This window comes from Hymenobacter persicinus, assembly GCF_004167665.1.
Lineage (GTDB): Bacteria > Bacteroidota > Bacteroidia > Cytophagales > Hymenobacteraceae > Hymenobacter > Hymenobacter persicinus.
The window spans coordinates 45,934-67,441 of the sequence record NZ_SEWE01000028.1; the positions used below are offsets into that span (position 1 = coordinate 45,934).

The 21,508-nt window shown below is 64.4% G+C and carries 11 protein-coding genes; 9 read left to right on the top strand and 2 right to left on the bottom strand.

Annotation, left to right across the window (positions count from 1 at the left end):
* Nucleotides 1-283 precede the first annotated feature (283 nt).
* Nucleotides 284-1,324, bottom strand: a complete 1,041-nt coding sequence (locus EWM57_RS13625) for a GntR family transcriptional regulator (RefSeq protein WP_242510067.1) — start codon at nt 1,322-1,324, stop codon at nt 284-286.
* 295 nt (nt 1,325-1,619) lie between these two features.
* Nucleotides 1,620-3,722 carry a bifunctional aldolase/short-chain dehydrogenase gene (locus EWM57_RS13630; protein ID WP_129921704.1) on the bottom strand — a complete coding sequence of 701 codons (2,103 nt, stop codon included), beginning with the start codon at nt 3,720-3,722 and terminating at the stop codon, nt 1,620-1,622.
* Nucleotides 3,723-3,962: 240 nt separating this feature from the next.
* On the opposite strand from EWM57_RS13630, the gene rhaT reads away from it, so the two are divergent.
* The 9 genes from rhaT to EWM57_RS13675 form a co-directional block, all read left to right on the top strand.
* On the top strand, nt 3,963-5,000 hold the full coding sequence (gene rhaT / locus EWM57_RS13635; protein WP_129921705.1) for an L-rhamnose/proton symporter RhaT: 1,038 nt from the start codon (nt 3,963-3,965) through the stop codon (nt 4,998-5,000).
* 270 nt (nt 5,001-5,270) lie between these two features.
* The gene (locus EWM57_RS13640) at nt 5,271-8,480 is read left to right on the top strand and encodes a SusC/RagA family TonB-linked outer membrane protein (protein ID WP_129921706.1); all 3,210 of its coding nucleotides are present in this window, start codon (nt 5,271-5,273) and stop codon (nt 8,478-8,480) included.
* A gap of 12 nt (nt 8,481-8,492) precedes the next feature.
* Nucleotides 8,493-10,016: a RagB/SusD family nutrient uptake outer membrane protein gene (locus EWM57_RS13645; protein ID WP_129921707.1), complete on the top strand. Its 1,524-nt coding sequence runs from the start codon at nt 8,493-8,495 to the stop codon at nt 10,014-10,016.
* An 82-nt stretch (nt 10,017-10,098) separates the two neighbouring features.
* Nucleotides 10,099-13,602, top strand: coding sequence for a DUF4450 domain-containing protein (locus EWM57_RS13650; protein WP_129921708.1), 3,504 nt, complete (start codon nt 10,099-10,101; stop codon nt 13,600-13,602).
* 62 nt (nt 13,603-13,664) lie between these two features.
* On the top strand, nt 13,665-15,803 hold the full coding sequence (locus EWM57_RS13655; protein WP_207218317.1) for a hypothetical protein: 2,139 nt from the start codon (nt 13,665-13,667) through the stop codon (nt 15,801-15,803).
* 128 nt (nt 15,804-15,931) lie between these two features.
* Nucleotides 15,932-17,575, top strand: coding sequence for a glycoside hydrolase family 28 protein (locus tag EWM57_RS13660; RefSeq protein WP_129921709.1), 1,644 nt, complete (start codon nt 15,932-15,934; stop codon nt 17,573-17,575).
* A 111-nt stretch (nt 17,576-17,686) separates the two neighbouring features.
* Entirely contained in the window at nt 17,687-18,871 is a 1,185-nt protein-coding gene (locus EWM57_RS13665; protein ID WP_317128186.1) for a glycoside hydrolase family 88/105 protein, read from the top strand.
* Nucleotides 18,872-19,036: 165 nt separating this feature from the next.
* Nucleotides 19,037-20,365, top strand: coding sequence for a pectate lyase family protein (locus EWM57_RS13670; protein WP_207218318.1), 1,329 nt, complete (start codon nt 19,037-19,039; stop codon nt 20,363-20,365).
* Nucleotides 20,366-20,504: 139 nt separating this feature from the next.
* The coding region (locus EWM57_RS13675; RefSeq protein WP_129921710.1) for a pectate lyase family protein at nt 20,505-21,508 on the top strand (1,004 nt) is incomplete at its 3' end.

A 21,508-nucleotide genomic window follows, 5' to 3' on the forward strand; every position in this document is an offset into this window, starting at 1 on the left:
ACGGCCGCCCCCGCCCGAAACTGTTCTGAACTCTCCTGTTTCGAGGCTTTTTTAGCGGGCCGGGAGTTGCTAGTTTCTCCCGGGCTGGGTTGTTCAGCAGCGCAAATCAGAGCGTCATTCCGAGCCTGGCGAGGAATCTCGCGTACTGATGTTGCAATAGTGTTGTCATGCTGAGCCCCGCGAAGCATTTCTACCGCTTCGTTGCGCTACAATTCTAACGGCGCGGTAGAGATGCTTCGACTTCGCTCAGCATGACGTTCTTAAATCATAAACAGGACGGAGGTTACAACGACCCGCGGCGGATGGTGTAGAACGGGTTTTTGACCTTCACCCGCTGCTTGTCGAGCAGCAGCTCGGCGGCGGTGCGGCCCATGCTTTCGAAATCGGTGGTGATGACCGTGATGCCGAGCAGCTCCTTGAGGGTGCTGGCGTTGAAGGAAAGAATCCCGATTTCGCGGCCCAGCAGGTAGGGCGTCTGCCGCACTTTCTTGATGAGCTCGGCCAGGTCGGTTGTTTCGACCACCACGTAGGCCGTGCCGGGCTCCAGCACCTCATTCAGGGCGTGCTCCTTCACCGCGAATTCCTTGCCCGCGTTAATGCAGAACGTGCGGAAGCCCCAGGCAATTTCCACCGGGTAGTTGTTGCCCACGCTTGGCAGCACGAGCACCAGCTTCTGGTACTTTTCGAGCAGGTCCTGCACGCCTTCCAGGGCCGTGAAAATGTCCTTGTCGAAGTCCTGGTACACGGTCAGCACGTCGCGCTTGTAGTCGGTCAGGTCTTTGTCGAGGAAAACCAGCTCCTCGGCCGGAATCGAGTTGAGCACGGCCCGGTAGTCGGCTTTGTCGAGGTCCTGGGTGAAGTGGGGCATCACCACGTAGTAATTGTACTTGCCCAGGTTCTTCTCAATGATTTCCTGAAACAGCGAGGCGCTGTAGTGGTGAATCTGCAGGTCGACCGTAGCCCGGTCGCCGAGGGCCTGCAGAAAGGCGTAGTAGATGATTTTCTTGTAGGAGCTGAGCTTATTGAAGACCAGCAGAATCTTGATTTTATTGTTGTCGGGAGCCTGCACGTAGTAGCCCTTGCCCTGCACCGAGGTGCAGAAGCCCCGCTCCCGCAGCTCCCGGTAGGCTTTTTCCACGGTGTCGCGGGCCAGGTAGTACTCGGCGCTCAGCTCGCTGATGCTGGGCAGCTGGTCGCCCTTCTTGAGGGTGCCCCGCTCGATGTCGGTGATGACGGACTGCACAATCTGCTTGTACTTGGGCGTTTTGTCGAACGGTTTGAACTGCAGCTTGTACATGCCTTGGGTGGGAAGGATAGTGGCCATGAGCCCGCGCATTCAGCCTTGTTAAGGGTGGGAAAGCCAGGCAATAGGGGAAAGTCGAAGCCGGACAAACAAGCGTCCGGCGGCAACTCCTGGCTCGGGTGGGAAGGGCTGAATAGGGCTTAATTTACACAGAACCGGCTAAAACGGGAAGCTTCGGCCCGGCTTACTTGCGCAATCGTTACCGGGAACGTTCCCAAAACAGCCTTGGCACCCGGAGTCGGGCTGCCGTCGGGCCGCAAACCAAACGGGCCGGCTCTGCAGCCGGCCCGAAGGAAAACGTCTGGCTAACGTGAGCCTAGCGCACGAAGGCCATAGCCACGCCGCCGTCCACGTTGAGCACGTTGCCGGTGGACTTGGCCAGCTGGTCGTCGACGAACACGAGCACGGCCTTGGCAATGTCCTCGGCCAGCACTTCTTCGCCCAGCAGGGTGCGCTTGGCGTAGTGGGCCGGCAAATCCTCGACCGACACGCCATAGGCCTTGGCCCGGCCGGCAGCCCAGTCGCCTTCCCAGATCTTGGAGCCGCGCAGCACGGCATCGGGGTTAACGGTGTTGACGCGGATTTTGTCGGGGCCCAGCTCGGCGGCCAGCAGGCGCGACATGTGCAGCTGGGCCGCTTTAGCCGTGCCGTAGGCCACGTTGTTGGGGCCGGCCACCAGGCCGTTTTTGCTGGCAATATTCACGATGCTGCCCCCGAAAGCCTGCTTGCGCAAGACTTCCACGGCCTGCTGGCTCACCAGGAACTGGCCCTTCACCAGCACGTCCTGCAGGATGTCCCAGTCGGCCTGGGTGGTTTCGCCCAGGGGCTTGCTGATCGAGAGGCCGGCGCAGTTCACCACGATGTCCAGGCCGCCGAACTGCAAGACTGTCTGCTTCACCGATTCGGCGATGCTGTCGGCATCGGTCACGTCGATTTTCGCCGACAGCGCATTGTCCTTGCCGTACTTTTTGCGCAGCTCGGCCTGGGTTTCGTCGAGCCGGTCCCGGTCGACGGCTACCACGCAGGCGCCGTGCTGGAGCAGCGTCTCGCAGATGGCCTTGCCGATGCCGCCGGTGCCGCCGGTTACGAAGGCCACCTGGCCCGAGAGGCTCTTGGGCTTGGGCATGCGCTGGAGCTTGGCTTCTTCGAGCAGCCAGTACTCAATGTTGAAGGCTTCCTGCTCGGGCAGGCCCTGGTATTCGCTCACGGCCTCAGCGCCCTTCATCACGTTGATGGCGTTGGTGTAGAACTCGGCAGCCACCCGGGCGGTCTGCTTGTCCTTGGCGAAGGTGAACATGCCCACGCCGGGCCACAGAATGACGACCGGGTTCGGGTCGCGCAGGGCGGGGGAGTTGGGGTGCTTGCTGCGCTCGTAGTAAGCGGTGTAGTCCTGGCGGTAGGCCTCAAACTGCGCTTTCAGGTAGTCCTGCACGCCTTCGGCTTGCTGCATCACGTCGGCGTCCAGCACCAGCGGGCGGATTTTGGTGCGCAGGAAGTGGTCGGGGCAGGAGGTGCCTTTCGGAGCCAGGCGGGCCAGGTCGTGGGAGTTGATGAACTCCAGTACCCGGGCGTCGTCGGTGAAGTGGCCCAGCATGCGGCGCTGCTGGGAAGCCAGCCCGCGCAAAGTCGGCAGCAAAGCTGCGGCGGCACTGCGGCGGGCGTCGGGGGAGAGGCTTTCCAGCTTCGGGCCGCCGAAAACCGGCCGGTTTTTGCCGTAGTTTTCCTCGAGGTAGGCCGCGGCCTGCTCAATGACTTCCAGCGTGTTGATATAGGACGAGTACGAGGTGTCGCCCCAGGTAAACAGGCCGTGGCCGCCCAGAATCACGCCGCGCAGGCCAGGGTTTTCGGCCACCACTTTCTCCAGCTGCAGGCCCAGGTCGAAGCCCGGCTTCTGCCAGGGCAGCCAAGCCATGGTGTCGCCCCAGATTTCCTTCATGATCTGCTCGCCGTCCTTGCTGGCGGCAATGGCAATCAGCGCGTCGGGGTGCAGGTGGTCGATGTGCTTGAAGGGCAGCAGGCCGTGCAGCGGGGTGTCGATGGAAGGCGTGGCGCACTTGGGGTCAAACAGGCAGTGCTCGAACAGGGCCACCATCTCATCCTCAAATTCGAGGCCCCGGTAGCGGTTTTTGAGCTGGTGGAGCTTCTCCACGTAGAGGTTGGCGCAGCCGGCCTTGGTGAGCGTGCCGATGTCGCCGCCCGAGCCCTTCACCCACATTACTTCCACGGGCTGGCCCGTAACCGGATCGGTTTCCGTAATCTTGCACGAGGTATTGCCGCCGGCGTAGTTGGTCAGGCGCAGGTCGGCCCCGAGCAGGTTGGAGCGGTAGATAAACAGCGCTACTTCGTCGCCGCTGAGCTCCAGGGCCCGGGCTTCGTCCCACAGGTAGCTGACGTGCTGAAAGGTGAGCGTTTTTTCCATATTGAGGCTTCGGTTTGAAGGTCGAAAACAGAGGTGGGGGATGATGAGCACAAAGGACGCGGACCGGGCGGCGGCAAAACTCCTGCACTCTCCTGTTCGAACCCGAAAAAGCTGAACTTTCTTTCAACTAGCTGGGGTGAGGGCTTACTCACGGGTAGTTTCCTGCTTTCAGGAGAGAGCAGGAAGGTTCCGGCTCGTGAATCCGGCAGCTTTGAACCCACACCCACGACATTCCTTTCTATGAGCGTTTTACTCGGAGTAATCCTGCACGCTATCGGCGGCTTCGCCTCCGGCAGCTTTTATCTGCCCTACAAAAAAGTGCAAGGCTGGGCCTGGGAAAGCTACTGGCTGGTGGGCGGCATCGTCTCGTGGCTGGTGGCCCCGCTGGTGCTGGGCTCGGTTACCGTTCCGCACCTGTTTGAGGTGCTGGCCCAAACCAGCCGCGAAACCCTGCTCTGGACTTACCTCTGGGGGGCACTCTGGGGCCTGGGCGGGCTCACTTTTGGCCTGGCCATGCGCTACCTGGGCCTCTCGCTGGGCATGGCTTTCACCCTGGGCTTGTGCGCCGTGTTTGGCACGCTGGTGCCGCCTATTTATAAAGGAGAGTTTTCCCGCCTGATCCAGAGCACCTCCGGGCAGGTCATTGTGGCCGGGCTGGGCGTGTGCGTGCTGGGCATCATCATCTGCGGGCTGGCCGGCATGATGAAGGAGAAAAACCTGACCGCCGACGAGAAAACCGCCACCATCGCCGAATTCGACCTGCGCAAGGGCCTGCTGGTGGCCGTGTTTTCGGGCATCATGAGCGCCTGCATGTCGTTTGGCCTCACCGCCGGGGAGCCCATTGCCAAGCTGGCGGCCGCCAACGGCACCAACCCGCTCTACGTCAACAATGCTTCCCTGGTCATTATCCTGCTCGGCGGCCTGACCACCAACGCCATCTGGTGCATCTACCTCAACGTCAAGAACCGCACCTACACTGACTACGCCAACCCCAGCTTCCCGGCCCTGCGCAACATCCTGTTCTGCGCCCTGGCCGGCCTGACCTGGTATCTGCAGTTCTTCTTCTACGGCATGGGCGACTCGCAGATGGGCGAGTACCGCTTCTCGGGCTGGACCCTGCACATGGCCTTCATCATTGCCTTCAGCTCGATGTGGGGCCTGATTCTGCACGAGTGGCGCGGGGCCAACCGCCCTACCATGCGCACCATTCAGCTCGGCATCCTGACCGTGGTGCTGTCGACTGTAGTGGTGGGTATCGGCAACTACCTGGGCTCCTGAGCCCGCGCCGAAACCGGACGAAACTCCCGCCGCTGGCTTTCGGGCCAGGGCGGGAGTTTTTTTATGCGCCGGGTAAGTGGCAGTCGGTTAGGTATATGTGTTTTTTGGTATGTAAAAGGTTGCGGTAGCTGCCGGCTGAAAAAAATATTTTTGGGGAATAGGAGCGGGCCGGTAGAGTACAGGACGGGTCCGGGTGAGTGAGCCAATACTTTAGCGGTAGTTAAAGTCCTTCCCTCCGGTTGTCTCACTTCAAATCCTACCCATACACCTATGAAGAAAAGTTACACCTGGCGGCGCGGCCCACTCGTGGTGTGCCTGCCGCTGCTGCTGCTAGCCGGCCCGGGCGTTACCGCAGTGCAGGCCCGTGCCTCGTTCAAAGCAGTTGCCGAGTGGCAGCTGACCGGTAAGGTTACTTCGGCCAACGGCGAAGGCATTCCCGGCGTGACCGTGGTGCTGAAGGGCTCGACCCGGGGCACGACCACCGGCGCCGACGGCAGCTTCACCATCGCCGTGCCCGAATCGGCCGGCACGCTGGTCTTCAGCTCCATCGGCTTCCTGACCCAGGAACGTTCCTTCACCGGGGCCCAGTCGTTCAGCGTGAAGCTGGCCGAAGACACCAAGGCCCTGGACGAGGTAGTGGTGGTAGGCTACGGCACCCAGAAAAAGGCCGACGTGACCGGCGCCATTGCCACGCTCGACGCCAGCAAGCTCGAGGAGCGCCCCATCCTGCGCGTCGACCAGGCGCTGGTGGGCACGCTGGCCGGCGTGCAGGTGCAGCAGAACACCGGCCTGCCGGGCCGGGGCTTCACGGTCCAGATTCGCGGCAACGGCTCGATTACGGCCAACAACCAGCCCCTCTACGTTATCGACGGCTTCCCCCTGGAGGCCGTGAGCCCCAACTCCAACGGCAACTACGCCAACGGCAGCCCGCTCGACAACATCAACCCCAACGACATTCAGTCGATTGAGGTGCTCAAGGATGCCGCCGCCGCCGCCATCTACGGCTCCCGGGCCGCCAACGGCGTGGTGCTCGTGACCACCAAGCGCGGTAAGACCGGCAAGCCCCAGATCAGCTTCAACACCTACGCCGGCGTCTCGCAGGCCGTGCGCAAGATGGACCTGCTCAGCTCGGAGGAGTGGATTGAGCGGGCCACCGAACTCATCAACGGCGCCTGGGTGCGCTCGGCTCCCGGCCGCAGCGCCTCCGACAACAACGACGTGCGCCGCGCGGCCCTCAAGCTGGCCCCCGGCGCCTACGACCCGGGCCTGATGCCCGACGACCGGTGGAGCCAGCCCGGCCACCCCGGCCTCGACTACGTGGACTGGCAGGATGAGATTTTCCGCACCGGCAAAGTGCAGAACTACCAGGTGTCGGCCGCCGGCGCCACCGACAACGTGAACTACTACGTGTCGGGCAACTACACCAACCAGGACGGTATCGTCATTGGCGTCAACTACAAACGCTACTCGGCCCGGGCCAACATGGAGGTGCAGGCCAGCAAGCGCCTCAAGTTCGGCCTGAACATCTCGCCCTCGTACTCCATTTCGAACGACCCCGGCGTGGAAGGCAAGGACAACATCCTGCAAAAGCTCATCACCACGGCTCCCGTGGTGGAGTCGACGGCCGGCCTGAACACCAACTACGGCAAGTTTGACCGCTATCTGTGGGCCAACTCCAACAACAGCCCCTACAGCCTGCTCACCGACCGTCAGCAGCGCAGCACCAACTTCCGCACCCTGAGCACGGTGTTTGGCGAGCTGCAAATCATTGAGGGGCTGCGCTTCCGCACCACCCTGAACCTGGACAACAACGACGCCCGCAACAAGTCGTACGTGCCCAACGCCACCTCCGGCGGCCTCGGCGCCACCGGCACGTTCAGCGCCTACCGCAAGCAGGCCTTCGTGAACGAAAACACCCTGGGCTACAACCGCACCCTGTTCGACAAGCACAGCATCTCGGCCCTGGCGGGTTATTCCTACAACTTCTTCAAAACCGAAACCGACAAGCTTAAGTCGTCGGGCGGCTTCGTGAACGGGGCCGTGACCACGCTCAACGGGGCCCAGAACATCAGCGGCACCGCCGACAACGGCACTTCCGAGACCCAGAACGTGCTGCTCTCGTACTTCGGCCGCCTGCAGTACGCCTTCGACGGCAAGTACCTGCTCTCGGCTAGCGTCCGCCGCGACGGGTCGTCCCGCTTCGGCGAAAACGACAAGTGGGGCGTGTTCCCGGCTGCTTCGGTGGGCTGGCGCATTTCCCAGGAAAGCTTCATGCAGGCCGTCAAGCCCGTCAGTGAGCTGAAGCTGCGCGCCAGCCTGGGCTACTCCGGCAACAACGGCATCGGCGACTACAGCAGCGTGCCTACGCTGGGCATCTACAACTACGTGTTCGGCAACGCGCTGAGCACGGGCCAGGCCCCCAACATTGCCGCCAACCCCGACCTGCGCTGGGAAAAGTCGCGCACCGTGGACTTCGGCCTGGACTACGGCTTCCTGAAAAACCGCATTTTCGGCTCGTTTGACTACTACACCAAAACCAGCAGCGACCTGCTGCTGAACCAGCCGGTACCGGGCTCGTCGGGCTTCGGCTCCCAGCTCGTCAACATCGGCGAAGTGGTGAACCGCGGCTGGGAAGTGGAGATGAACACCCGCAACCTGACCGGCGCCTTCCAGTGGAACACGGCCCTGAACCTGACCCACAACCAGAACCAGGTGAAACACTTGGGCGCCGGCGACGCCCCGATTGAAATCGGGACGGCAGCCTACGGCGCGGCCAGCGTGCTGCTGCAGGTGGGTCAGCCCATGTACTCCATTTACGTGGTGGAGCAAACCGGCATCCTCACCCAGCAGGACCTCGACAACGGCACGCCCATCATCCAGGGCCAGACCGTGGGGGACCCCAAGTACTTCGATGCCAACGGCGACGGGATCATTAGCGTGGCCGACCGTAAAATCATGGGCCAGCCCAGCCCCAAGCTGGTGTGGGGTATCACCAACACCTTCAACTACAAGGGTTTCGACTTGAGTGTGCTGGTGCAGGGCCAGAACGGCGGCAGCATGTACTCGCTCATCGGCCGCGCCATCGACGGCACCAGCATGGGCTACAACCAGAACGTGTCGGGCAACCAGCGGGACCGGTGGCGCTCCGTCGACAGCCCCGGCGCCGGCATCCGCGGCCAGGCCCGGGCCAACTTCAGCCCCCTGCTGAGCAGCTCCTGGCTGTACTCGACCAACTACTACCGCGTGCGCAACATCACGGTGGGCTACAACCTGGGCAACGTGCTCAACAAGCGTATCGCCCAGGGCGCCCGAGTGTACCTGTCGGCCGAGAACTTCTTCGGCCACGACAACTACACCGGCGGCTACAACGTGGAGGCCACCAACTCCAGCAACAGCAGTGACGGCTTCTCGGTGGCCACCGACTACGGCGGACTCCCGCTGACCAAGTCGATGACCCTGGGCCTGAACGTTACTTTCTAAGCATTCCCACCCATGAAAAAGATATCCTACCTGCTGCTCGCCGCCGCGTTTCTGACCTTCAGCAGCTGCGAAGACGAGCTGGACCAGTCCCCGATTTCCAGCGGCTCAGTACCGACCTTCTACCGCTCCGCCACCGACTTCAACCAGGCCTTGAGCGCCACCTACAGCGTGCTGCGCGGCTACCCCGACCGGGAGCTGACCTTGTCCGAAACCCGCTCCGATAATATCTACGGGGTGAGCACCCAGGGCATCCGGCCCTGGGAGTCGGTCAACAATTTCGCCACCACGCTGGCCACCAGCGAGTACGTGGATGATGCCTGGAGCTCGAACTACACCGGTATCTTCCGCGCCAACGTGCTGCTCGACCAGCTGGCCCAGAACGGCTCGGTGCTGACCGACGACGCCCGCAACCGGATGGAAGGGGAGGCCAAGTTTCTGCGCGCCTTTTACTACTTCAACCTCGTGCAGTACTTCGGCCCCGTGCCGCTCGTCGACAAGCCCCTGGACCCGGCCGCGGTGCGCACCATCAACCGCACGCCGGTAGCGGAGGTCTACGACCTGATTATTCGGGACCTGCAGACGGCCGGCGACAAGCTCTCCTCGTCCTACACCGGCGCCGACGTGGGCCGGGCCACCAAGTGGGCCGCTAAGGGCATGCTGGCCCGCGTCTACATCACCCGCTCGGGCCCCACGCACGGCATCGACGGCCCCGGCCGCGGTACCAACGACTACGCCGCCGCCAACACCCTGCTCGACGAGATTATCAACAGCAAGCTCTTCACCTTCCTGCCGGTGTATGCCGACATCTTCTCCTACACCAACGAGAACAACAAGGAGGTCCTGTTTGACATCCAGTACATTTCCGGCGGTACCGGCCTGGGTGCCAGCTACCCCTCAATCCTGGTGACGGGCAACTACTTCAACTCGGTGGTGGCCAACACCTCGGGCTTCAGCACCGGCGACGAGCTGCGCGCGGCCTCCGACAACCTGATCAACACCTACGCCCAAAACGACCTGCGCCGGGCCCAGGCCCTGCAGGTGGGCTTCACGGTGCCGGCCAGCGGCAGCACGCCCGCCGTCACGGAACCCCGGGCGGCCTTCAAGAAGTACCTCGACGTGCCCAAGCGCGGCAGCTCCCGCACCGACTGGTCCATCAACTTCATTGTGCTGCGCTACACCGACATTCTGATGATGAAGGCCGAGTGCGTACTCAAGGGCGGTGGGGCCGGCGACGTGGACGGCATCATGAACCAGGTGCGCCGCCGCGGCATTGCCAACGCTCCGCTCGTGACCGGTACCACGTTTGACCAGCTCATGGAAGAGCGCCGCCGCGAGTTTGTGGGCGAAGGCCTGCGCTGGCACGACCTGCTGCGCTCCCCCAGCGCCGTGAACATCATGAACAACTGGATTGCGGCCGACGACATCCGCAACCGGATGCGCAAGCCCATCAACGCCAACGACCTGATTTATCCGGTTCCCCAGTCGGAAATGGCGGCCTCGGGCTACCTGTACAAGCAGAACCCGGGCTACAACTAAATTTGAGGTGATTTACGGGCTCGGCCTGCACGTTTTCAGGAGTTCTGAGAACGGGCGGGCCGAGCCTCTTACTGCCAGCTGAATGCGTCGAAGTGTCGTTGATGTTTTAGGGAAAGTAGTTGCCGCCGTGGGGTTGCGCCGGGCAGCCACGTTGGCTGGCCGCGCGCTGCTGGCCGGGACGCTGCTGGCCAGTGGGCCTCTGCTCGCCCAGCCGGGCCCGGCCCCCGAGCCGCTCTGGCACAACCAGGCCCGCACCCTGCGCTACCACCCCGAGGGCTCCGACTTCGTGATTCACAACGGCACCCACCGCTTCACCCGGGCTCTGTACGGCACCAACACCGCCTTCCGGGTGGAAGCCGGCGACTTGCCCGAGTTTGCTCTCTACTTGCCCGGCATGGGCGGCAACCTCAAACTGGGGCTGCTACTCGATGGGCAGAGCAAGTGGCTTACCCGGGCCGCCCGCATCGAGGCCCGCTACCGGCCCGGGGCCATGCTCTACACCATCCAGGACCCGCTGCTGGGTTCCGCCGGTAAGCTTCACCTCGAAGTGCTGGCCCTGGCTGCCGCCGAGGGCGTCATCGTCAAGGCCCGCTTCGAGAACGTGCCTGCCGGTACCGGCCGCCTGCTCTGGGCTTTCGGGGGCGCAACGGGCAAGAAATTCAGCCGCGACGGCGACATCGGGGCCGACCCTGAATCCAGCTTTGACCTCAAGCCCGAGTACTGCCAGGGCAACGTGGTCAAGCTGAGCAGCAACGCGTTTACCCTCGAATACGGCCTGCCCGCCAAGGCCAAACCCGGGGAGGCCGTCCCCAAGGCTGAGCGCAAAACCCTGGCCGGCCTAGGGCCCGCCGGCGCCGAGTTGCGCGTGGCCGATGCCGGCCAGCAGCTGAGCCCGCAGCAGCTGTGGGAATCGAAAGCCGGGGCCGCGCCGGTGCTGGTGGGTTCGGTGCCGGTAAAAGCCGGCCAGGACCTGTACCTGCTGGTGCAAAAGTCCGAAACCGGCTCCGTCCGGCGCTACGCTGAGCTGCCCGGGTTGTTTGCCCAGGCTGAAGCCGCCCGGCAGGCCCTGGCCGGGCGGGTGCGGGTGAGTACGCCCGATGCCTACCTCAACACCTTGGGTGGGGCGCTGAGCGTGGCCGCCGACGCCATCTGGGAAGCGCCCTCGTACCTGCACGGGGCAGTGGCCTGGCGCATGCGCCTCAACGGCTGGCGCGGCCCCTACGCCGCCGACCCGCTGGGCTGGCACGACCGGGCCCAGACCCACTTCCGGGCCTACGCCCAGTCCCAGCTGACGGAGCCCGCCACCGGGGCCGTGGTGATGGATACGGCCCGGAACCTGGCCCGCAGCCAGGAAAAGCTCGGCACCAGCGTGTACAGCCGCGGCTATGTGAGCCGCAACCCCGGCGGCGACTTCCGGCCCCACCACTACGACATGAACCTGGTCTACATCGACGAGCTGCTGCGCCACCTGCGCTGGACCGGCGACCTAGCCTTTGCCCGGGAAATGTGGCCGGTATTGGAGCGCCACCTGGCCTGGGAAAAGCGCAACTTCGACCCTGACCACGACGGCCTCTACGACGCCTACGCCGCCATCTGGGCTTCCGACGCCCTGCAGTACAGCGGGGGCGGCGTCACCCATTCGTCGGCTTACAACTACTTCGCCAACCAGCGGGCCGCCGAGCTGGCGGCCCTGCTCGGGCTGGATGCAGCTCCGTACCGGCAGGAGGCCGCCCACATCCGCCAAGCCCTGAATGCCCGGCTCTGGCTGCCGGGCCAGGGGTGGTACGCCGAATTTCAGGATGCGCTGGGCGCCAAAAACCTGCACCCCGCCGCCGGCCTCTGGACCATCTACCACGCCCTCGACTCCGAGGTGGCCGACCCGTTTCAGGCGTATCAGGCCCTGCGCTACGTCGACACCCAGCTGCCCCACATTCCGGTGCAGGCCGCGGGGTTGCGCGAAAACGGCCTCTACCTGCTCTCGACTACGAATTGGCAGCCTTACGACTGGTCTATCAACAACGTGGCCCTGGCCGAGAACCTGCACGCCAGCCTGGCTTACTGGCAGGCCGGCCGCGGCGAAGATGCCTTTGTGCTCTGGAAAAGCGCCCTGATTGAAAGCATGTACCTGGGCTCCAGTCCGGGCAATTTCCAGCAGATCAGCTTCTACGACGCCCACCGCGGGGAGCTGTACCGCGACTTTGCTGACCCCATCGGCGTGGCAGCCCGCTCGTTGGTCGAGGGGCTGTTCGGCATCCGCCCCGATGCCCTGCACGACACGCTGCTGGTACGCCCCGGCCTGCCCGCCGCCTGGGACTCGGCCGCATTGGTGGTCCCCGACGTCACGTTCCGCTTCCGTCGGCAGGGGCAGCGGGAAGTATACACCCTGGCGCCGCGCCTAGCCCGCCCGCTGGCTTTGCGGCTCCAGCTGCCGGCCCTGGGCGAGAAAGTGAGTTCCCTGACCGTGAACGGCAGGGCCGCAGCCTGGCGTAACCTGCCTACGGCTGTGGGCCGCCCCATCGTTGAGCTGAGCTGCGCCCCGGCCGCCCGCTACGAGGTGGTCATCGAGTGGGCCGGGGCCCAACCCGACCCGGCCCCGCCGGCCGTAGCCAAAGCCGGGGAGGCAGCTTTCCCATTTGCTCACGCCCACGTCTGGCCCGACAGCTTGGCCGACCCTCAGCATATCGTGACGCGCGCCTGGCGGGCCGACGGCCTGCGCGTGGAGCTGGCAGCCGAGGCTGGCCCGCACACCGCCTTTGCCCGGGTGCAGCAGGGCGACCTGCGCTGGTGGCAGCCCCTGCGGGCCGACGTGCCGGCCGCCGTACGGGAAGCCGCGGAGACTCCGGCCGCCAAGCACTGGGAAACCCAGGACCTGACGCGCTACTTCAACGACCAGGTGACCAACATCTTTCAGAAAAACAAGTATCTCGCCCCGCGGCCCGTGGGTCCCACGCTGCAGCTGCCCACACAGGGCATCGGCAACTGGTGCTACCCGCTGACGGAAGCCGTCATCGACGACGCGGGCCTGCGCCGCAGCGCCGGTGCCCGCAACGAAATCCGGCTGCCCTCGGGCGTGCCCCTGCGCACTCCGGGGGCGGCTGGCGTGCCCAACGTGCTGTTTGTGTCGCAGTGGAACAACTACCCCCGGGAAGCCACCGTGCCGCTGAAAGGCCGGGCCGCTCAGCTCCAACTGCTGCTGGCGGGCTCCACGAACCCCATGCAGAGCCAGCTCGACAACGGTGAAGTGGTGGTGCGCTACACCGACGGCACCGTAGCCCGGCTGCCGCTGCGCAACCCCGATTCTTGGTGGCCCATCGAGCAGGATTACCTCGACGACGGCTTCGCCTTCCGGACCGGCGCCCCGCACCCGCTGCGCGTCCACCTCAAAACCGGCCGGATGGTGCCGGGCGGGGAGTTCGACCAGTATACCAGCATCAAGGGCTTCAGCACCCGCGCCATCGACGGCGGCGCGGCCACCGTGCTGAGTTTGCCCCTCGACCCGAAGAAAAAGCTCCGCAGCCTGACCATCCGCGCCCTGGCCAACGACGTGGTTATCGGCCTGCTAAGCGCCACGCTGGGCCGGCAATAACCTGATTTCCACCGGCCGGCCCCGCCCGGTTCGGCCTCACGACACTCCGTAAATCCACCCCGATGCTTCCTTTCCCCAACCTCCTTTCCGCCCTGCTGCTTACCGGCCTCGCCCTGCCCGGGCTGGCGCAAAAGGCCGCGCCCATTGACCGTAAGGCCCTCGTGGAACGCCACAAGGTAGTGCTGACTACCACCGATACGCTGTCCTCGCTGTCGGTGGGCAACGGCGCGTTTGCCTTCACCGCCGACGTGACCGGCCTGCAAACCTTTCCCGAGTACTATGAGAAGGGCGTGCCGCTCGGCACCGAGTCGGAGTGGGGCTGGCACTCATTTCCCAACGAGAAAGGCTACACGTTTGAGCAGAGCCTGCGCGACTACGACCTCAACGGCCGCAAGGTGAGCTACGCGGTGCAGGTGAAAACGCCCGGCAACAAGGAATCCGGCGACTATTTTCGCGCCAACCCCCACCGGCTGCAGCTGGGCAACCTGGGCTTTGTGCTGCTCAAGAAGAACGGCCAGCGCGCCACCATCAAGGACCTGCGCAACCTCCGCCAAGAACTCAACCCCTGGACCGGCGAAATCCGCAGCCACTTCACCCTGGAAGGCACGCCGGTGGACGTCATTACCGTGGGCCACCAGCAGCAGGACGCGGTGGCGGCCCGGGTGGAATCGGAGCTGCTGAAAGCTGGGCGCCTCCAGGTGGCCCTGCGCTTTCCCTGGCCCACAGCCGGCTGGGCCGACATGGGCACCGACTACTCCCACGCCGACCAGCACAAATCGGCCATTGCCGCCCAGGGCAAGGGCTCAGCCCGGATTTCCCACCAGCTCGACACCACTACCTACTACGCCGCCCTGAGCTGGCAGCAGCCGGCCACGCTGGCCGCCGGCCGGGCCCACGAGTTTATCCTGACGCCCGCCAAGACCGGTAAGGTGCTCGAGTTCAGCTGCCGCTTCTCGCCTCAGGCTGCTCCGGCCGCCACGTTTGCCGCCACCCGTCAGAACAGCCAGCAGCAGTGGCCGGCCTTCTGGCGCAGCGGTGGCGCCATCGACTTCGGCGGCACCGCCGACCCGCGGGCCAAGGAGTTGGAGCGGCGCATTGTGTTGTCGCAGTACCTGACCCGGCTTCAGGGCGCGGGCGCCGTGCCGCCCCAGGAAACCGGCCTTGTGCTCAACTCCTGGTACGGCCGGCCCCACCTGGAAATGCACTGGTGGCACTCGGCCCACTTCGCCCTCTGGGGCCGACCCGAGCTGCTGGAAAAAAGCCTGACCTGGTACGCCCGCCCCGACGTGCGCGCCGTGGCCGCGGGCATCGCCAAGCGCCAGGGCTACCAGGGCGTACGGTGGCAGAAAATGACCGACCCCTGGGGGCAGGAAGGCCCTTCGTCGGTGGGCGCGTTTCTGCTCTGGCAGCAGCCCCACTTCATCTACTTCGCCGAGGAGGCCTACCGCGCCCACCCCGACCAGGCCACGCTGGCGTTGTACCAGGAGCGGGTGAATGCCACGGCCGAGTTCATCGCCTCGTTTCCGTTCTACGAAAAGGAGAAGGACCGCTACATTCTCGGCAAGGGCGTGATTCCGGCCCAGGAACGGTTTAAGGCCGAGGAGACTTTTAACCCGACCTTCGAGCTGGTGTACTGGAACTGGGCCCTGACTACCGCCCAGCAGTGGCGGGTGCGCCAGGGCCTGGCCCGCAACGCCAAATGGGACGAGGTGCTCAGCAAGCTTTCCAAGCTGCCCCAGGCCCAGGGCGTGTACCTGGCCGCCGAAAGTGCCCCGGACTCCTACACCAACCCCGAGTACAAAACCGACCATCCGTCCGTATTGGCCGCCCTGGGCGTGATGCCCGCTACGGGCCAGGTGGATCCGGCCGTGATGCGCCGCACCTTCGACTTGATCTGGAAGGACTGGAGCTGGGACAAAACCTGGGGCTGGGACTTCCCGATGACGTCGATGACGGCCACCCGCCTGGGGCTGCCCGACAAGGCCGTGGACGCCCTGCTGATGAAGGTGCAGAAGAACACCTACCTGCCCAGCGGCCACAACTACCAGGAAGACCGCCTGCCCATCTACCTGCCCGGCAACGGCGGCCTGCTCGCGGCCGTGGCCCTGATGTGCGCCGGCTACGACGGCTGCAAGGAAGCCAACCCCGGCATTCCGAAAAACTGGAAAGTGAAGTGGGAAGGCCTGAGCAAGATGCCCTAGCCGCCTCAGAACGGTGTAGAGACGCATAGTTGCGTCTCGGCGCCAGAACAACCGGAGCTGCGCCGTTAAGACAACCTTCGCTATGACCCGGGCGCGAAGCCGCGTCTATTCACCCAGACTTACTTTCGATGCTGAAATACCTCTTCCCCGTTGCCCTTCTGAGTTTTTTTACCGCCCAGGCCCAGCAGTCCGCGCTGCCGTTGGTCAAGACCACGTCCTTCCGCGCCGACACGGTGCGCATCACCAAGTTCGGGGCCGTGGCCGACGGGGTGACGGCCAATACCGCGGCGTTTCAGCAGGCCATCGAGGCCGCAACTAAGGCCGGCGGGGGCGTGGTGCTGGTGCCCCGGGGGCACTGGCTGACCGGCCCCATCACCATGCGTTCCAACGTGAACCTGCACCTAGCGCCGGGCGCTTTGGTGCAGTTCAGCAACCGCCGCGAGGACTATCAGCTCATCAAAACCAACTGGGAAGGCCTCGACGCGGTGCGCAACCAGCCGCTGATTTACGGGCAGAACCTGGAAAACGTGGCCATCACCGGGCACGGCATCTTCGACGGGGCCGGGGAGGCCTGGCAGATGGTGCAGAAGGGCCGCCTGACTGAGGCGGAGTGGAAACGGCAGGTGGCCTCGGGCGGCGTGCTCAACGACAAGCAGGACCGCTGGTATCCCACGGCCCAGTCGCTGAAGGGCACTACCGTGAAGGAACCCGGCGTGCTGACTCCGGAAAAGCAGCGGGTGGAAGATTTCGCCGACCTCAAGGACTACCTGCGCCCCGACTTTCTGGTACTCGACAACTGCCGCCGCATTCTGCTCGACGGCTGCACCTACCAGAACTCGCCGGCCTGGACCCTGCACCCGATGCGGAGCCAGGACGTGATTGTGCGCAACGTGAACGTGCTCAACGGCCCCTACACGCCCAATACCGACGCCCTGGACCTGGAGTCGTGCAAGAACGGGCTGGTTGAAAATTCCACCTTCAGCGTCGGCGACGATGCCATCTGCATCAAGAGCGGCCGCAACGAGCAGGGCCGGCAGCGGGCCATGCCCACCGAGAACTTCATCATCCGCAACTGCACGGTGTACCGGGCCCACGGCGGCTTCGTGATTGGCTCGGAAATGTCGGGCGGGGCGCGCAATATCTACGTGTCGAACCTCACCTTCATGGGCACCGACATCGGGCTGCGCTTCAAGACCACCCGCGGCCGGGGTGGCGTGGTGGAAAACATCTTTATCGACGGCGTCGACATGAAGGACATTGGCGGCGAGGCCATCCTGTTCGATATGTACTACATGATCAAGGACCCCGCGCCCCAGGTGGCCGGCTCTAAGGAGCGGCCCGTGTCGCCGGCCAAGCCCGTGGATGAAGGCACGCCGCAGTTTCGGGGCATCAGCATGCGGAACATCACCTGCAACGGCGCCCGCACGGCCCTTCTGGTGCGTGGCCTGCCCGAAATGAGCATCAAGGATATCAGCCTCGAAAATGCCACCCTGCAAGCCGACAAGGGCCTGGTCTGCATTGAAGCCGACCACATCCGCCTGAAAAACGTGACCCTGCTGACTAGGAACACCGACCCGGTCATGGAAGTCCACAACAGCCGGAACATCACGCTCGACGGCATCAAGTACACGCCGAATGCTGCCGTGCTGCTGCGCGTGTCGGGCCCGGAAAAGGCCAAAGACGTGCGCCTGCTCGGTACTGATGTCACCAAGGCCAAAGTGGGCGTGGAGTACGGCGAGAAGGTGAAGAAAAGCGCCGTGGCCACGAAGTAGAGACGCATACTTGCGTCTCCCGCCAGAACGAACGGGGGCGTACGGCTCGCCCTAACAATATCTGCAACGATTGAGACGCAAGTATGCGTCTCTACCCTGTTCAACTACGCCATGTCCCGCTACTTCCTCCTGCTAAGCCTGTTTTTTACCTTTTCCGCCCAGGCCCAGCCCACCGCCAAAAAAGCCCCTATGTCGCAGCAGATGGCGGACTCGTTTATCAAGTGGTTCCCGGACTCGCTGGGGCTGGAGCAGAACAAGGCCGCCCGCTGGGGCTACGAGCAGGGCCTGATGCTCAAGGCCCTGGAGCGGGTCTGGCAGCGCACCGGCGAGCAGAAATACTTGGCCTACATCCGCCGCACCATCGACTATTCCATCGGCGCCGACGGCTCAATTCAGCGCTTCAAGCTCGACGACTACAACCTCGACAACATCAACACCGGGCGCACCCTGCTCACGCTTATGCAGCTGCCCGGCCCCCGGCAGGCCCAGTACCGCCAGGCTGCCGAGCTGCTCCACCACCAGCTCGACGGGCAGCCCCGCACCCAGGAAGGCGGCTACTGGCACAAGAAGCGCTACACCCACCAGATGTGGCTCGACGGCCTGTACATGGCCGAGCCGTTTTCGGCCGAGTACAGCCAGGTGTTTAACCAGCCCACGGGCTTCGACAACGTAGCGTTGCAGTTTGCCCAGGTTGAAAAGCACCTCGTGGACCCCAAAACGGGCCTGCTCTACCACGGCTACGATGAAAGCCGGGAGCAGCAGTGGGCCAACAAAACCACCGGGCAGAGCCCTAACTTCTGGGGCCGCGGCATGGGCTGGTACGCCATGGCCCTCGTCGACGTGCTCGACTACTTCCCCAAAGACCATCCCGGCCGCGCCAAGCTGATTGCGTACCTGCAGCGCCTGGCCCCGGTGCTGGCCAAGTACCAGGACCCGAAAACCGGCGCCTGGTGGCAGGTGTCGGACCAGGCCGGGCGCAAGGGCAACTACGTGGAAGCCTCCGCCTCCTGCATGTTCGTCTACGCCCTGCAGAAAGGCGTGCGCCTGGGCTACCTTGATAAAAAGTACGCCGCCGTGGCCCGCAAAGGCTACCAGGGCATTCTGAAAGAGTTCGTGCAGACCGAGCCCGACGGCACGCTGGCCCTGAACGGCACGGTGAGCGTGGGCGGCCTGGGTGGCACGCCCTACCGCGACGGCAGCTACGAGTACTACCTGAGTGAGCCCCTCAAAAAGAACGATTTCAAAGGCGTCGGCCCCTTCATCATGGCCAGCGTGGAAATGGAACTGGCCAAGTAAGAAGGCAGTAGCAGGTGAGTACAGTTCGCCGAAAGGGTAGGAGCCTGGCTTAGAAGCAAAAGGCCAAAATTCTGTTGCTGCCAGCACAGGACGGGGCAGGATGCTTGGGGCCGGGAGGGAAGGTAAGTTTGGTCTGTTACCGCCGCCCTGTCCAATCCCACCGCTATGCCCCCACTGCTCCCCCGCCGGAAAATCATCGTGCCCATGCTGGCCCTGACGCTGGGCCTGGCCGGTCCGGCCGCCGCGCAGCAGCTGGCGTTTCCCACGGCCGAGGGCTTCGGGCGCTTCGCCCAGGGTGGGCGCGGGGGCACAATCTACCATGTCACGACCCTGGCCGACGCCGGCCCGGGCTCCCTGCGCGACGCCGTGAGCCAGCCCGGCCGTACGGTGGTGTTCGACGTGGGCGGGGTCATTCAGCTCAAAAGCCCGCTGCAGGCCAGCCCCAACCTCTACCTGGCCGGCCAAACGGCGCCCGGCGAGGGCATCACCGTCTACGGCGACGCGGTGTCGTTTACCAATGCCCACCACGGCATAGTGCGCTACCTGCGCTTCCGGATGGGGCACGGGGGCAGCGCGGGCAAGGACGCCGTAACCATCGGCGACGGCCACGACCTGATTTTCGACCACGTGTCGGTGTCGTGGGGGCAGGACGAGAACTTCTCCGTCACCAACTCTGCTACCAACGTCACCCTGCAAAACTCCATCGTGGCCCAGGGCCTGCACCCGCACTCGGCGGGCGGCCTGGTCCAGTCCACGGGCGGCACCAGCATCCTGCGCAATCTGTACATCGACAACCACACCCGCAACGTGAAGGTGAAGGGCGTCAATCAGTTCGTCAACAACGTGGTCTACAACTGGGAAGCCGGCGCCTACATCCTCGGCGACTCTGAGCGCCAGTCCCAGGCCAACGTCACCGACAACTACTTTATCAACGGCCCGGGCAAGGCCAGCCGGCCCTTCACCCGCGGCAACCTCAACTTCGGCCTCTACGCCCGCGGCAACTATCAGGATAGCACCCGCAACGGCCGCCTCGACGGCGCGGAAATCCCCGTGGCCCGCTACGGCACCGTGCAGTGGAGCGCCGCGCCGTTTGCGTATCCAACTATTAAAACCATGACCGCCCGGCAGGCCTACGACCACGCCCTGCAGCGCGCCGGCGCCTCCCTGCACCGCGACGCCGTGGACCGGCGCCTGCTGCAGGAGCTGACTTCCCTGGGCACGCTGGGCCAGATTATCCGGGATGAAAACGAGGCGCCGATGGCTGGGCCCGGCGCGGTAAAGGGCGGCCAGGCCCCGCTCGATACCGACCAGGACGGCATGCCCGACGCCTGGGAAATCCGCTATAAGCTCAACCCTAAGGACGCGGCTGACGGCCGCCTCGACGCCGACCACGACGGCTATACCAACGTGGAAGAATACCTCCAGCAGCTGGTAGGCGAGGGCGACGGTCCCCGCGCCGACACCCCGACCTCCGCCCCGCCGAAAGGCACCTGACGCACCCCTGCAGCCCTGCTTACCCCGTCTCCGCCGCTTGCCAAGTAGCGGCCCGGCCCTTTGTTGCCTGTCCCGAACGGGCTTCACCCTCCGTGTTTCAGTTCCTTTTTCTTCCACCAAATCCCTCCCCATTTCCCGTATGAAGACAACTGTTACTAGTAGAACAAAGCGCCTCGGGGCGGCTGGGGCGCTGGCCCTGCTCACGGCCGGCGCGGCCCAGGCCCAGACGGTGGCCTTTCCCGGCGCGGGCGGCTTCGGCCGCTTTGCCACCGGTGCCCGCGGCGTGGCCAGCCCCTCGGTTTACATTGTGACCAACCTGAACGACGCCGGCCCGGGCTCCTTCCGCGACGCGGTGAGTCAGCCCGGCCGCGTCGTGACCTTCGCCGTGGGCGGCATCGTCAACCTGCAAAGCAACGTGCAGGTGGCTCCCAACGTGACCGTGGCCGGCCAGACCGCGCCCGGCGATGGGGTGGTGTTTTTCAACAAGCGCGTCACGTTTACGGGCGCCAGCAACACCATCTGCCGCTTTCTGCGCGTGCGCTTGGGCTCGACCAACAACCAGGGCAACGACGCCTCGGGCTTGGCCAACGGCTCCAACATCATCCTCGACCACATGTCGTTTTCCTGGGGCATGGACGAGGTGTTTTCCATCAACTGGGACGGCAAGGGCACCGCGCCCGACAACATCACGGTCCAGAACTCCATCATCGGGCAGGGCCTGCACCGGGCCAACCACTCGGCCGGGGGCCTGATTCAGACGCCCGACGGGGGCAAGGTGAGCCTGGTGGGCAACCTTTACATCAGCAACAAAACCCGCAACCCCAAGGTCAAGGGCATCAATGAGTTCGTGAACAACGTGGTGTATGACTGGGGCAACGGCAACCGCCTCGGCGACATTCCCAACTACGGCTGGTCGGGCGACGCCTACATCATGGGCGGCTCGGCGGGCGTGTCGGAGGTCAACATCATCAACAACTACTTCGTGGGCGGCCCACTCACGCCCCCCGACAAAACCACGCCCTTCTCCCGCGGCACCGGCACGTTCAACCTGTACGGCAGCGGCAACCTGTTCGACAACAACCGCAACGGCCTGCTCGACGGCCAGCCCGTGCCCTACGACACCGTGGGCTACCCTGGCATCGT

What these genes read in the sequence shown, in the direction of transcription:
- EWM57_RS13670 (WP_207218318.1), top strand. Translation starts at nt 19,037, where the DNA reads ATGCCCCCACTGCTCCCCCGCCGGAAAATCATCGTGCCCATGCTGGCC.
- EWM57_RS13625 (WP_242510067.1), bottom strand. Translation starts at nt 1,324, where the DNA reads ATGGCCACTATCCTTCCCACCCAAGGCATGTACAAGCTGCAGTTCAAA.
- rhaT (WP_129921705.1), top strand. Translation starts at nt 3,963, where the DNA reads ATGAGCGTTTTACTCGGAGTAATCCTGCACGCTATCGGCGGCTTCGCC.
- EWM57_RS13660 (WP_129921709.1), top strand. Translation starts at nt 15,932, where the DNA reads ATGCTGAAATACCTCTTCCCCGTTGCCCTTCTGAGTTTTTTTACCGCC.
- EWM57_RS13630 (WP_129921704.1), bottom strand. Translation starts at nt 3,722, where the DNA reads ATGGAAAAAACGCTCACCTTTCAGCACGTCAGCTACCTGTGGGACGAA.
- EWM57_RS13655 (WP_207218317.1), top strand. Translation starts at nt 13,665, where the DNA reads ATGCTTCCTTTCCCCAACCTCCTTTCCGCCCTGCTGCTTACCGGCCTC.
- EWM57_RS13640 (WP_129921706.1), top strand. Translation starts at nt 5,271, where the DNA reads ATGAAGAAAAGTTACACCTGGCGGCGCGGCCCACTCGTGGTGTGCCTG.
- EWM57_RS13650 (WP_129921708.1), top strand. Translation starts at nt 10,099, where the DNA reads ATGCGTCGAAGTGTCGTTGATGTTTTAGGGAAAGTAGTTGCCGCCGTG.
- EWM57_RS13665 (WP_317128186.1), top strand. Translation starts at nt 17,687, where the DNA reads ATGTCCCGCTACTTCCTCCTGCTAAGCCTGTTTTTTACCTTTTCCGCC.
- EWM57_RS13645 (WP_129921707.1), top strand. Translation starts at nt 8,493, where the DNA reads ATGAAAAAGATATCCTACCTGCTGCTCGCCGCCGCGTTTCTGACCTTC.